This is a genomic window from Cytobacillus gottheilii, assembly GCF_018582665.1.
Lineage (GTDB): Bacteria > Bacillota > Bacilli > Bacillales > Cytobacillaceae > Cytobacillus > Cytobacillus gottheilii.
This window is the reverse complement of record NZ_CP071709.1, coordinates 3,871,441-3,885,127: the sequence shown is the minus strand read 5'-3', so window position 1 is coordinate 3,885,127 and position 13,687 is coordinate 3,871,441. Positions and strand designations below refer to the sequence as shown.

General features: G+C 39.2%; 14 protein-coding genes. 12 read left to right on the top strand and 2 right to left on the bottom strand.

The window, feature by feature from the left end; translation table 11 throughout:
- Positions 1–184: 184 nt before the first annotated feature.
- A complete protein-coding gene (locus J1899_RS19395; protein ID WP_246586529.1) occupies positions 185–1,471 on the bottom strand; it encodes an MFS transporter in 1,287 nt (428 codons plus the stop codon).
- Between the two features lie 244 nt (positions 1,472–1,715).
- On the opposite strand from J1899_RS19395, the gene J1899_RS19390 reads away from it, so the two are divergent.
- Positions 1,716–2,135 carry a universal stress protein gene (locus tag J1899_RS19390; RefSeq protein ID WP_214476060.1) on the top strand — a complete coding sequence of 140 codons (420 nt, stop codon included), beginning with the start codon at positions 1,716–1,718 and terminating at the stop codon, positions 2,133–2,135.
- A gap of 183 nt (positions 2,136–2,318) precedes the next feature.
- Here the strand turns inward: J1899_RS19390 and J1899_RS19385 are convergent, their stop codons facing one another.
- Complete coding sequence (locus tag J1899_RS19385; RefSeq protein WP_214476058.1) at positions 2,319–2,873, bottom strand: recombinase family protein; 555 nt, start codon at positions 2,871–2,873, stop codon at positions 2,319–2,321.
- A 203-nt stretch (positions 2,874–3,076) separates the two neighbouring features.
- Between J1899_RS19385 and ltaS the strand changes: the two genes are divergently transcribed.
- The 11 genes from ltaS to J1899_RS19330 all read left to right on the top strand — a co-directional run bounded on the left by ltaS (position 3,077) and on the right by J1899_RS19330 (position 13,671).
- Positions 3,077–5,017 carry a lipoteichoic acid synthase gene (gene ltaS, locus J1899_RS19380; RefSeq protein WP_214476056.1) on the top strand — a complete coding sequence of 647 codons (1,941 nt, stop codon included), beginning with the start codon at positions 3,077–3,079 and terminating at the stop codon, positions 5,015–5,017.
- Between the two features lie 156 nt (positions 5,018–5,173).
- The gene (locus J1899_RS19375) at positions 5,174–6,394 is read left to right on the top strand and encodes a GTP-binding protein (protein ID WP_214476054.1); all 1,221 of its coding nucleotides are present in this window, start codon (positions 5,174–5,176) and stop codon (positions 6,392–6,394) included.
- Between the two features lie 181 nt (positions 6,395–6,575).
- Positions 6,576–7,499 (top strand): CobW family GTP-binding protein, encoded by a 924-nt coding sequence (locus J1899_RS19370; protein ID WP_214476051.1) that lies wholly within the window; start codon positions 6,576–6,578, stop codon positions 7,497–7,499.
- A gap of 73 nt (positions 7,500–7,572) precedes the next feature.
- A complete protein-coding gene (locus tag J1899_RS19365) occupies positions 7,573–8,598 on the top strand; it encodes a permease (protein WP_214476049.1) in 1,026 nt (341 codons plus the stop codon).
- Positions 8,595–8,903, top strand: a complete 309-nt coding sequence (locus J1899_RS19360; RefSeq protein ID WP_151574119.1) for a DUF1980 domain-containing protein — start codon at positions 8,595–8,597, stop codon at positions 8,901–8,903. The genes J1899_RS19365 and J1899_RS19360 overlap by 4 nt, the downstream gene beginning before the upstream one ends.
- 297 nt (positions 8,904–9,200) lie before the next feature.
- Complete coding sequence (locus J1899_RS19355; protein WP_214476046.1) at positions 9,201–10,400, top strand: GTP-binding protein; 1,200 nt, start codon at positions 9,201–9,203, stop codon at positions 10,398–10,400.
- 60 nt (positions 10,401–10,460) lie between these two features.
- Entirely contained in the window at positions 10,461–11,408 is a 948-nt protein-coding gene (locus J1899_RS19350; RefSeq protein ID WP_214476044.1) for a CobW family GTP-binding protein, read from the top strand.
- 108 nt (positions 11,409–11,516) lie between these two features.
- Positions 11,517–11,786: a 30S ribosomal protein S14 gene (rpsN, locus tag J1899_RS19345; RefSeq protein WP_214476042.1), complete on the top strand. Its 270-nt coding sequence runs from the start codon at positions 11,517–11,519 to the stop codon at positions 11,784–11,786.
- 22 nt (positions 11,787–11,808) lie between these two features.
- The gene (locus J1899_RS19340) at positions 11,809–12,060 is read left to right on the top strand and encodes a type B 50S ribosomal protein L31 (RefSeq protein WP_214476040.1); all 252 of its coding nucleotides are present in this window, start codon (positions 11,809–11,811) and stop codon (positions 12,058–12,060) included.
- A gap of 36 nt (positions 12,061–12,096) precedes the next feature.
- Positions 12,097–12,462, top strand: coding sequence for a hypothetical protein (locus J1899_RS19335; RefSeq protein WP_214476038.1), 366 nt, complete (start codon positions 12,097–12,099; stop codon positions 12,460–12,462).
- Between the two features lie 42 nt (positions 12,463–12,504).
- Entirely contained in the window at positions 12,505–13,671 is a 1,167-nt protein-coding gene (locus J1899_RS19330; protein WP_214476036.1) for an FAD/NAD(P)-binding protein, read from the top strand.
- Positions 13,672–13,687: the final 16 nt, after the last annotated feature.

Here is a 13,687-nt window from a genome sequence, read left to right as displayed (position 1 = left end):
AGAAAAATGAAGAAAAACAGAGTAATTTTAAGAAACTTGCCAATTTCATGAGGGAGGGAGGCTCAGCTTCCTCCCCACGGAAAGCGAGGGTCCGCAGCGCAATGGAACGGACGTGTTTAAGTACCCAACCATGATATTGAACTTTTGTGTATTAGAAATATTATTTTCTCTATTTGTCCCACACTCATTTGATCTGTATTTTCTTAGGCTTGCCTGCTAGAAGTGAGCAAAAAATGGCTGCTGCCGGAAAGATCATACTTAAGTAAAGGATTTCGCTATAGCCGCCAAACACATCATAAGCAAAGCCAAAAGGAAGCGGGCCAAGAGCTGAGCCGATCACCATCACGGTCATAGCTGTGCCATTTATGCTCCCAAGGTACCGTCTGCCAAAGAAACTCGGCCAAACGTAATTTAAGGCGATGCGCTCGAAGCCTCCGCTAATGCCCCACAAAACACCAAAAATAATAGCAACGGTCACATTTTTAGCAAATAGGAGCACAAGCATAAAGATAATCTCCCCGAGAAATATCCCTGCCAGTACATAGTTAACCTTCACTTTATCTAATACAAACCCCGCAGCCAAAGTAATGGGAAAGCCGATGATGGCCATTAAGCTCAGCACAAGAGCTGCAATCCCGGGAGAAATATTTTGCACTCCAAAGATCGATATTAAATGAAAGGTCAGGCCAGTGTTGACCAATGCTGGAATGGCGACACAAAAGAGCAGCAGCCAATACGACTTCGTTTTCATCGCTTCTTTTAATGTCCAGTTTTCCTCTTCATCAATGTGTATTTCGCTTTCTTCTGCTAAATCCGTATGTACGATTGGTTTGGTCCGTCCATCTGGAAGCAGTCCAATATCCTCTGGCTGATTACGGATCAGATAATAGGCTAAAGGAACAAAAATCAGCAATAATGCTGCACCCCAGAACTGCCACGAGAAACTCCAGCCCCACTGGCTGACAAGCCAGGCATTGAAAGGAGGAAGGATAGCAGAACTGGAAAATCCGCCGATGGCCATTAAGCTTAAGGCCTTTCCCCTTTTGGTGATAAACCACTGAGGAACAAGGGTATTGGGAATAAGAGACATGCTGCCTTGGCCAAGCAGTCTTATGAAAAAGAAGCCAATGAAAAGCATAGCTGTATTCGCGACCATGCTATTCCAAAAGCAGGCAAGAGCCAGTAAAACTCCCACAAAGACAGCCATCTTTCTCTGCCCATGGCGGTCAATAAACCGTCCAACAAAAAACATGCACAGGCCTGCTGCGAGCGTAGCTGCAGAGTACACGGCAGAAACTTGTGAGCGGCTCCAGCCAAAGTCTAATATATACGAATCAATAAATACAGAAATAGAATAAGTTTGACCAGGTCCAGAGAAAAACACCCCAAGAGCTGAAATGAAGACAATCACCCAGCCGTAATAAAAAGGTGTTTGGATAGGAGCAGCCATCTTCTGCGATTGTGCTTTCATGTAAAAACCCCCCTGATTCATCATAACAGAGGAAGTGAAGGCTGAACATTCATTCATGCATGTTTTCTAATAGAAAAGTTTAAAAATGTATCCGTTTACACTTTTGATGATTATGGAATATAATATATTAAATTATGAAACTAAACAAACATATATTATACACAATTTTCCTTTTTTTCATCTTGTATGAATCAATTAGAAGAAATAAGATTGATGAAAGATTGTAAATCAGAGGTGAAGGGGTATGTTTAATAAGATTCTGATTGCGGCTGACGGTTCTGATCATTCGATCCGCTCTGCTGAAAAAGCCTTGCATCTGGGGGAACAAAATCCACAGGCACACTTTACCGTTGTCTATGCTATTGACGGTCAAACCTCTAAGGAAGATATACTTCATCATTATGATCAATCCATTGTTCTTGAAAAGAGAAGACAGCGATTAGAGCCAATAATAAATCTCCTCGAGCAAAAGGATGTAGCATATATGGTTGAGTTTATACATGGTGAGCCTGGGCCAGCGATAGTGGAGTTTGCCAATAAAGGAGATTACGACCTTATTGTCGTCGGCAGCCGCGGATTGAACGCACTGCAGGAGATGGTATTAGGGAGCGTCAGCCATAAAATAGCCAAGCGGGTATTAGCACCTGTTATGATTGTTAAATAAGGCTTACGATTCTTTATTCCATTTCCGCCTTTCTTAAAGAATGGAAGTGCCCAAACGATTAGATAGGGAACATCTTCTAATCGTTTGGGTTTTTCCCTGTACTTCAGAAAGTACCAAAGGAGAAAAGGCTTTTATGCCTGTCATCACTGAGGCATGCAAGTCCGATCTCTCCCTATTTGCCTTTTATGAATCCTGTGACTTCCCAAGATACCTGTACAGGGTAGTCTTACTGATCCCTGTTGTATTTTTAATATCAGCCAAGCTGTACTTCTTGCTTTCATACATTTGAATGGCCTTTTTGACATTTTCATCCGGAATTCGCGGCCTTCCAGGGATGCTTCCTTTTTGTTTAGCCTCATGAATTCCCTCTTTGGTTTTTTCGCTCAGAAGGTCCGATTCAAAATCAATAATATGTTTAACGATTTTCTTAAACGAGTTAGGGTCTTCCTTACTTGTATCAATATCCTCTTGTACAGAATGGAAAAAAGCTTCCTTCCATTCAATTTCTTGAAGGAGTTCAAAAAGATTCCGGGTAGAATCTGCGAATGTGAGCAGGCTGCTGACTACAACTTTATCTCCCGGCTGTAAGTTTTTGATCATATTTGTCAGTTCAGGACGCTGTCCAGATGAAAAATGAACTTCATTGATAAAGGTATCGCAGCCAGTTTCTAGCAGAATCTGCTTCTGCTTTTCTCTATCTGGATCGCTGGGATATGGTCTGGCATAGCCAATTTGCATAACTAGCACCTCTAACTTTCTCTATCTTCTTAGATGTAATAACAATTTTTTGGGTGAATATACATATAATGACCTGTACCAAAATAGTTCATTTTTGGGACGATTCATGGTACACTTTTGTTAATCTTTTATGACAGTAATGTTTATATTTGTAAATGTATAGGATAAATATAGATATTGTTCTCGCAGAAGGAAGGAGAAAAATGAACTTAACACTTAATAAAAATATAACTCATCAGTTTACGTTCTTTTTTATAGCAGCTGTTTTGATGCTCTGGTTAAAAACGTATATAGTGCAATTAACACAATTTGAACTGGGAATTGAGACTGTGCTTCAGCAGTTTTTGCTGCTGTTAAATCCTTTAGGATCATCATTATTATTTCTTGGACTAGCCTTTTTGTTTAAAGGCAAGAAAAAGTTTATTGCCCTGATTGTCATTGATTTTCTGATGTCGGCATTATTGTTTGCCAATGTCATGTTTTACCGTTTTTTTAATGACTTTATCACGTTGCCTACTTTAACACAAACGCAAAATTTTGGTGATGTCAGCGGGAGCATCGGCACGTTACTCAGTCCGGCAGATTTACTATTTTTTGCTGATGTCGTCCTTTTGGTATTTCTATTAACATTTAATTTTAAAAGGTTAGAAGTTAAGAAGACGGCTCCAAGGAAAGTCTCTGCTTTAATGTTTTTAGCCTTAAGTATATCTTGTATAAACCTGGCTATTGCCGAAATGGATCGCCCGCAGCTATTAACTAGAGGGTTTGATAGAAACTATATCGTAAAATATCTCGGGATGTATAATTATACGATTTATGATGCAGTACAGAGCACGAGAGCAACTGCTCAAAGAGTATTTGCGGATAGCAATGATTTGACCGAGGTTCGAAACTTTACTCAGACAAGCCGTGCTGAGCCGAATCCCGAATATTTTGGAGCAGCTGAAGGGATGAATGTCATTTATGTGCACATGGAGTCTATTCAGAACTTCCTGATTGATTATAGATTGCATGGAGAGGAAGTTACTCCGTTTCTGAACTCTTTAACAGAGGAAGAGAATACACTTTATTTTAATAACTTCTTCCACCAAACAGCACAAGGAAAAACAGCTGATGCTGAATTTATGGTAGCAAACTCACTTTATGGGCTTCCGCAAGGTTCGGCATTTACAACAAAAGGGCTTAATACGTATCAGGCTGCACCAGCGATTTTAAGTCAGCAGCAAGGATATACGTCTGCTGTTTTTCATGGAAATACGGGAAGCTTCTGGAATAGAGATGAAATTTATAAATCTTTCGGCTACAATGAGTTTTTTGATTTAAGCTACTATGAAATGAGCGCTGACCAGCAGGCTGAATATGGTTTGATGGACAAGCCGTTTTTTGAACAATCAATGCCGTATTTAAAGGCACTGCCTGAACCATTTTATGCGAATTTCATTAGCGTTACTCATCACTTTCCATTTACTCTTAATGAAGAGGAAGCAACCATTGATAAGCATACAACGGGCAATAAAACGGTTGATAATTACTTCCAAACTGCCAGATATGCAGATGAGGCACTTCAGCAATTTTTTGAAGACTTAAAGGAAAACGGATTATACGATAACTCGATCATTATTATGTATGGTGATCACTATGGTATTTCGAATAACCACAACAAGGCGATGGAACAGGTTATTGGAAAAGAGGTCACACCATTCGAAAGTGCTGGTCTGCAGCGTACGCCATTATTTATTCGTGTACCAGGCATGGAAGGCGGCGTGAATGAAGAGTATACGGGCCAGATTGATCTGCTGCCGACACTGCTTCACTTGCTGGGGATTGAGACGAACGAATATATTCATTTAGGTACGGATCTCCTGTCAGAACAGCATGATGATATTATCCCATTCAGGAATGGAGATTTCGTTAGTTCAGTGTTTACTTACGCTGATGGCAAATTCTACGATTCCACAACTGGTGAACTGCTGGTCGAAAACCGGTTAGATGAAGCCAGAGAATATCAGATAATCGCAGAACAAAAGCTTGGGATGTCTGATAAAGTGGTAAATGGAGATCTTCTGCGGTTTTATACACCAGAAAGCTTCCTCCCCGTAGATCGTTCACAGTATAATTATTTGAACAAAGAAGATCGTGAATAATAGATGTTGAAATAGGACTGCTGCAGATGTATCTGTGGCAGTCTTTTTTCAATTTAGGCATCGGAATAATAGTTTGAATAAATAATTAATTGTAAAACGTAATGATTTCGATTTATAATGATATCTATTAAAAAGATTGAGGGGAGAAGATTACAAATGACACAAAGAAAAATTCCAGTTACTGTATTAAGCGGCTATTTAGGTGCTGGAAAAACAACATTGCTTAATCATATTTTATCAAACAGAGAAAACAAGAAAGTGGCTGTTATTGTCAATGACATGAGTGAAGTCAATATTGATGCAGCACTTATAAAGCAGGGTGGCTTCAGCAGAACGGATGAAAAATTAGTAGAAATGCAAAACGGCTGTATCTGCTGTACCTTAAGAGAAGACTTAATTATTGAGGTTCATAAACTGGTAGAAAGCGGTGATATCGATTATATCGTCATTGAATCAAGCGGGATTAGTGAACCCATTCCAGTTGCACAAACCTTTACTTATATTGATGAAACATTAGATATTGATTTGTCCAGCATGTGTCAGCTTGATGCCATGATTACAGTTGTTGATGCAAATCGATTTTGGCATGATTATGCTTCAGGTGAATCATTGCTTGACCGTAAACAAGGTACAGATGAAAACGATGATCGTGAAGTAGTTGACCTCTTAATTGATCAAATTGAGTTTGCTAATATACTGATCCTAAACAAAACAGATCTTGTAGAGGAAGAAGATAAAAACGAATTAAAAGCAACTCTGAGACAATTAAACCCTGATGCGAAAATAATTGAAAGCTTCATGTCAAAAGTAGATATGAACGACATTTTCGATACAGGCTTGTTTGATTTTGATGCAGTGAGTTCAGGTGCTGGCTGGATTAAAGAGCTAAATGGTGAACATACTCCTGAAACCGAAGAGTATGGAATTAGTTCTTTTGTATATAGAAGTAAAAAGCCGCTTAACCCCGAGCGCTTTTATGCATGGTTAGAAGATTTTCCAGTGGAGGTCATTCGTATGAAGGGCTTTATATGGCTGGCTTCTAGAAACGATGAAAGCTGTCTTATTTCTCAGGCAGGTTCATCCATTGTTTTTCAATCGGGAGGAAGCTGGATTGCGGCACTGCCTGAAGAAGAGCAGGCTGTTATGTTCGAAGAGGATCCAGAACTAAAGGATCGATGGGATGAAGTCAATGGTGATCGCCTGACAGAGCTCGTCTTTATTGGTATTGACATGAATCAGAATGAAATTGTACAGTCTCTTAAAAATGGTGAGTTAACAGAAACGGAAATGCAGGGAGATTGGAACTCACTTCCTGACCCGCTGCCTTCCTTTACCGTTCCAACCGCACAAACAATGATGATTGGCACGAAAGAATAAGAGAGTATTTAAAGATGATAAAACTCGCCAAATGGCGGGTTTTTCTTTTTATATAGGCTTGTTGTAGGGAGGAGAATTAAAATCGGAATAATTACGATTAATCAGCAATAAATTGTAAATGACAATCTATTTCGGAAACCACTCTATGGGATCATCATTATAAATTTTAGGAGAGTCATTTATGAGAAAAATGCCGGTTTACTTGATTAATGGGTTTTTAGGCAGCGGAAAAACAACCATGATGCTTAAAATGATTAAAAAGCTTCAAGATAATGGCTCAAAGGTCGCCGTTTTGCTAAATGAGCTTGGGCAAACAAATTTGGAAAGGCATATGTTTAAGGAGGATAACTTTTTTGAATTATTAAATGGCTGTATTTGCTGTTCTCTGCAGGACGATTTGAAGAAAGTCATGCATGATTTATCAGGTTTATACAAGAATGGAACTGTAGATGTTGCTGTTATAGAAGGAACAGGGGTAGCCAATCCCGGAGAAATTCACGAGATATTAAACCAGCATCCTTTCTCCGATTTATTTTCACTCAAAGAGTCTGTCTGCATAACAGATGCATCCATGCTGCAGGAATATTTAAGTGTTTTTTCCAGTTCAAAAGAAGTACGAAACCTGCAAAAACAGCAGATCCATCATGCTTCTTATATTGTGCTGAACAAGATTGACTTGATTGATCAAAAGACGGATTTGGAGAAAGTCCGTAAATTAGTCCGAAAAATAAATGCTGATGCAGCCTTAAAGGAAACATCATATGGAGATTGCATCGAAGACCTTTTTCAAACCCATTCCAGCTTAGCAAGAACACCAATAAAAAATGAAGAGAAATATGCTCACCATCGTGAAATTAAAGCTGTCAAAATTCAAAACACTGCAAATGTAGGAAGAAACGACATACATCGCATTCTTTCAGATTTAAACGAGGATATGATTAGAGCAAAAGGAACGATCTATGATCAATCAGAAGCACAATGGTATCACTTCCAATATGCATCAGGAAAACTGCAATGGGAAAAAGTCAAAAAGATGTCCAGTTCACGACATGGGGAAATCATTTTTATAGGGACAAATCTTAGCAGGGAAAAAGTTTTATTATGATGAGCTTCAGCTGTCTGGTTGTTTTCAAGCAATCGGGCAGCCCGTTATATTATCAGTGCTAAAGGAGTTGAATATGGGCCTGTCAAATCACCTTAAAAACGTGACTGTTTATCTGGTATTTTTGTTTTTTATTTATTTCTTTTTATTTGGAGATGAAGAAATCCTCAACAAATTAGGGTTTGGGCTGCAAGAAGAATGGACAAGAGTATTTGACGTGTTTATTGGCATTCTTTTAGAAGCAATACCCTTTATTTTAATAGGGGTCTTAATTTCTTCGATCATACAAGTTTTCTTTAAAGAAGAACAGATCAAAAAAATGATTCCGAAAAAGCCGCTCCCTGCCTTTATGGCTGCGATAACCATTGCGATTATTACGCCGGTATGTGAGTGTGCCATTATTCCTGTCGTAAGAAAGCTTATTCAAAAGGGAGTTCCTATTCATGCGGGAGTGACCATTTTAATTGGTGCACCAATCCTGAACTTTATTGTTTTTGGCTCCACCTATTATGCTTTTCAGGATGATCCATTCATCTATTTTGGGAGGATCGTCATCTGTCTGCTGACAGCAGCTATTGTGAGCTTCATTATTTATATCCATTTTTCAAAAGAGAATATATTAAAAAACCAAAAAAGTGATTTTCAAAGTTTAGATATCCCTCAGAATGTGAGAGGAGATTCAAAGCTAAAAGGAATTCTGCATCATAGTGCGAACGAATTTTTTATCGTAGGAAAATACTTTATGGTGGGGGCATTGTTAGCAAGTGTGGCTCAGGTTTTTATTAGCGAAACTGCTATGCTGAACGCTACTCAGAATACAATTATTGGAACAGCTTTTATGATGGGACTAGCCTTTGTTCTCTCATTATGCTCAGAGGCAGATGCCTTTGTTGCAGCATCCTTCAGCAGCATGGTTCCGTCGGAGTCCTTACTGGCCTTTCTTGTTTTCGGACCAATTATTGATTTGAAAAATACGCTCGTCATGTTATCAAGCTTTAAATTGAAATTTGTTCTTTTGTTCACGATAGCAGTCGTCATCGTGGTTATGATGCTTTCAATTGGGTCAGGAATTTATCTTCGAGGAAATGGATTGATACCATGAAAAATGATTGGCAATTAGCAAATGAGTTGCAGGCGATTATCTTAATCTCGTTTAGTCTCGTGCTGTTTAAACTGTTCACTACAGGCCAAATCACAGATATGCTCGAGCCCAGGCTAATTCCCTTTGCTCTTTTTGCAATGGCGGCTATGTTTCTATTAGGTTTTTTTAGAATGATGAATAGTGATATGTATGGAGCGGACTGCGACTGTGAGGCATGTGACCAAGGCGGAACAGGCTTGTTTGGACTTTTTCAATACGGAGTGCTGTTCTTTCTGCCGATTTTTATTGCGTTTAATTATTATTAAATATATTTAAAGGATTTCTTCATAACTGAAACGGAAGCTCCGAAAAGATAAGCTAATTGATCGAAACGGAAGGGTATGAAACTCCTGTGGGAGAAGTGGTAAAGTTGAGAACCTGTATGCGGTAACGCGGAGGTGGCTCAACTTCCATCCGCGGAAAGCGAGCACCATGGAGTGGAGATCCAGCAGTTTTAAAAAAACACATGCATTATCGTTTACAAGTAAACCAAAGTACAGTATCATTCTTTATGTAATAAATCGTAATCATTACGATTTAAATGTTTCTTAAGGAGGATGTAAATGGTTAAAAAAATCCCTGTAACAGTATTAAGCGGGTATTTAGGGGCTGGGAAAACAACACTGCTTAATCATATTTTACAAAACCGTGAAGGGCTTAAAGTAGCAGTTATCGTGAATGACATGAGTGAGGTTAACATAGACGCAGAGTTAGTAAAACAAGGCGGAGAGCTCTCCAGAACGGAAGAAAAGCTAGTTGAACTTTCAAATGGCTGTATTTGCTGCACGCTTCGTGAAGACTTATTAATCGAAGTTGAAAAACTGGCCAAAGCAGGAAATGTCGATTATATCGTTATTGAGTCAACAGGGATTAGCGAGCCAATTCCAGTTGCCCAAACATTCTCATACATAGATGATGAACTTGGCATTGATCTGACTCGTTTTTGTACTTTAGATACAATGGTTACAGTCGTGGATGCGAACCGTTTCTGGAAAGATTACAGATCAGGAGACAGCCTGTTGGATCGCAAAGAAGCGATCGGGGAAGCAGATGATCGCGAAATCGCCGATCTGCTGATTGATCAAATTGAATTTTGCGATGTACTCATTATTAACAAAGTTGATTTAGTTTCAAAAGAAGAATTGGCAAAACTGGAGAAAGTATTAAAAGTGATTCAGCCAGAAGCAAAAGTGATTCATAGTGTAAAAGGGAAGGTTGATCCAGGGGAAATCTTGAGCACAGGCAAATTTGATTTTGAGCGAGCAAGCGCTTCGGCTGGCTGGATTAAAGAATTAACTCTTGGTCACGAGCATCATACTCCTGAAACAGAGGAATACGGTATCGGATCTTTTGTTTATAAAAGAAGAATCCCATTTCATTCAGAGCGTTTTTACAACTGGGTCAATAATATGCCAGAAAATATTGTTCGTGCAAAAGGAATTGTCTGGTGTGCGACAAGAAATAATATTGCCATGCTTCTGTCCCAGGCTGGTCCATCTGTAAGTATTGAACCTGTGTCCTATTGGGTAGCGTCATTGCCAAAATTAGAGCAGCAGGAAATCCTGCGCCAAAATCGTGATGTCTTAGATGAATGGGATCCCGTTTATGGAGATCGAATCATCAAGCTTGTCATCATTGGCACAGATCTGGATCGGGAAGATATAGAGCTTGACCTTGATCAATGCTTATTAACGGATATAGAGCTAGAAGATGACTGGAGCGAGCTTGAAGATCCATTTAAATGGCATGTTGGTGCGTCTTAATAAAGCAAATGTGAAAAGGACTTCGAGTTGGAAGTCCTTTTCACGTAGGGAGAGTATTTTATGAAAAAAATTGAAATATACATTTTAGGCGGTTTTTTAGGAAGCGGGAAATCAACTTTGCTGCACAATTTATTATTGGAACAAAAAAGCAAAGATAAAAAAGTGGCTGTATTGATGAATGAACTAGGTGATTTTTCGGTTGATTCTAAACTTCTGGAAGACTCGATTCCATTGAAAGAACTGTTAGATGGATGTATCTGCTGCACCATCCGCAATGAATTGGAGGAACAGCCTTTAACTCTCTATCAGGCAGAGCAGCCAGATATTATCTATATCGAAACGACAGGTGCTGCACATCCAGTGGAGGTGCTTGATGCCTGCCTTTCTCCCATCCTTGCTCCATATATAAGCTTCTGCAGACTGATAACAGTAGTAGATGCAAAAAGGTGGCTGGATCGCGAAGTTTATTCGTTGCCAATTATGAACTTAATGGAGGAACAGGTTAAATTTGCTGACATGGTTGTTGTTAATAAAGTTGATACGATAAATAAAAAAGAGCAGAGACAATTAGAAAATGAGATAAGTTTATTGAACATAAATGGTCCCAAACTTTTTACAGAGTATGCACAGGTTGATTTACAGGAAATCGGCATAGTGAAAAAGCCGGTTTTAAAGGATACGGGTAAACTGCATGTGCATGATCACTTAAATATCCAGTCATTTTCTTATACATTTGCTGGACATATTAACAAAACTCAATTTGAGAAATGGATTCAAGGGCTGCCGAAATCGGTTCTGAGAATAAAAGGATTTATTGTATTTGAAGAACAGGAGGAAAAAACAGTTTTATTCCAATATGCATACGGTGTTCCGCTTTCCCTTAAGCAAGACTTTCAATTTCCAAGGACATTAGTCGTCATTGGTGAAAACATAGATATTAAGAAAATGACTGAAGAACTGGCAGCGATGGATACGAAAAAGGAAGTCCTCACATTTAAAAAAATTTAGGGACACTGGTCAAAGATGTTGCTTTTCATGGAAATTTATGATTAAATGACTTTATCCCGAAAATAAATCGTAACAATTACGATTTAGTTAATATAAGGAGTGAAACTTTTGGCGAAGAAATCTAAGGTTGTAAAAGAACAGAAGAGACAAGAGCTTGTCTTAAAATATGCAGAGTTACGCAAAGAATTAAAAGAGAAAGGTGACTATGAGGCATTGAGAAAACTGCCAAGAGATTCATCGCCGACCCGCCTGAAAAGCCGCTGCCAAGTTACAGGCAGACCGCGCGGATATTTGCGTAAATTTAAAATGTCCCGGATTGCATTCAGAGAGTACGCTCATAAAGGTCAAATTCCTGGTGTGAAAAAAGCCAGTTGGTAAATTTAAAAGGAGGAATTTAAAAATGAGAGAAAATATTCACCCAGAGTATCATAAAGTGGTATTCATGGATACAAATAGTGGTTTTAAATTTTTAACAGGCTCAACGAAAACATCAAACGAAACGATTACTTGGGAAGATGGAAACATCTATCCGCTCCTTAAAGTAGAGGTTACATCAGATACACATCCGTTCTATACAGGTGTTCAAAAGTTTGCTGAACGCGGTGGCCGTGCAGATCGCTTTATGCAAAAATATAATATGAAAAATAAGTAAGATGTTGCTATTAGCAAGATGGTTGGGGGTATTAGCATGAATACTCATTTAATGGAAATTCTCTCAAGAGAGATTATTAAATCACTTCCTTCGAGGCAAAAGGATATTTATGAATATGTTGTTGGCCTGGAAGATGAACTGGCCAGTCTAGCTTCAACCTCGGATGAATTTATGTCACTGCTTGTCAAACATTCACCTCATCGGCAGGCTGCCGAACACTTTAATCTTTCCTTTGGACAGCTGATGATGACAATGCACAAAATTGAAGACACTATTAGTATGCAGCTTGAGCAGAAAATGGAGCATGCACAATGGCTTGATTTAACAGAAAAAGTTCGCTTGCAAAATAAAAATATAGGTGATAATGTTAAATATTTTTATTTTTCCCTTCATGAAGCTTGAAATTTAAATCGTAATAATTTCGTTTTAAAGGCAGGAGATAGAATGGTCTACGAATGGATTGTAGTAGGTGGCGGTATTCAAGGCTGTACAATTGCAGCGTTTCTACTGAAAAATAACAAAGTATCAGCAGATCAGCTGCTCATCATTGACCCCCATGAAACACCGCTATACCGTTGGACCAAAACAACAGAAATGATTGAGATGAAATTTTTAAGATCACCGTCTGTACATCATCTGGATGTTGAGCCTTTCTCTTTGAGAAAATATGCTGACGATCAGAATCGAAAGAAAAGTAATTTTTACGGAGTATATAAACGGCCTTCATTGGAGCTTTTCAATGAGCATAGCCAAGCTCTGTTTCGAAATCTCAACATGGAATCCTGCTGGCATCAAGGCTTTGTTAATGGAGTGGACCGGGAAGATGCTAGCTGGACCATCAACACAGTGGCAGGGAATCGCTTTAAAACGAAAAAGGTGGTACTGGCACTAAGTGTGAATGGCCAGCTGAATATTCCGGATTGGGCTAGTAACCTTGAAGCTCACTCACATCAGCTTTTCCATATTTACGATGAAGCTGCCGATTTAACGAAAATGAAGCCTTCCATTGCTGTTGTGGGTGGCGGCATCTCAGCTGCCCATTTAGTCATCAAGCTTTCAGCCATGTATCCCGGCCAGGTTCATCTAATTAAAAGGCACCCTTATAGGGTTTGTGACTTTGACAGTGATCCAGGCTGGTTAGGACCTAAAAATCAGAAGTCCTATCAATTGATTAAAGACTATGATACAAGAAGAGAAATGATTAAAACGGCAAGAAATCGCGGCTCCTTGCCGCAAGAGCTATTCCGCAAACTGAAGAAGCTTGAGCAGGATCAAATTCTCAAAGTGATCGATGGGGAGATTATTTCCGCCCGAAACAGGGGCAATCACGACCTTATCTTAACCACCGAGAATGGTTCTGTTGAAGTTCAGTCCGTTATCCTTGCAACAGGTTTTAAGCCTGAAAGACCAGGTGGCGGCTGGCTGGAAAAGACGATTGAAGAATACAGTCTGCCTTGCGCAAGATGCGGGTACCCCATTGTTAGTCCGTCCCTCGAATGGTGTCCGCATTTATATGTGATAGGACCGCTGGCCGAGCTGGAGATGGGACCGATTGCAAGGAATATTTCTGGAGCCCGTCAAGCGGCTGAAAGAATTGTTTTAAGTGTTTAAACAAAACGAAAAGGAG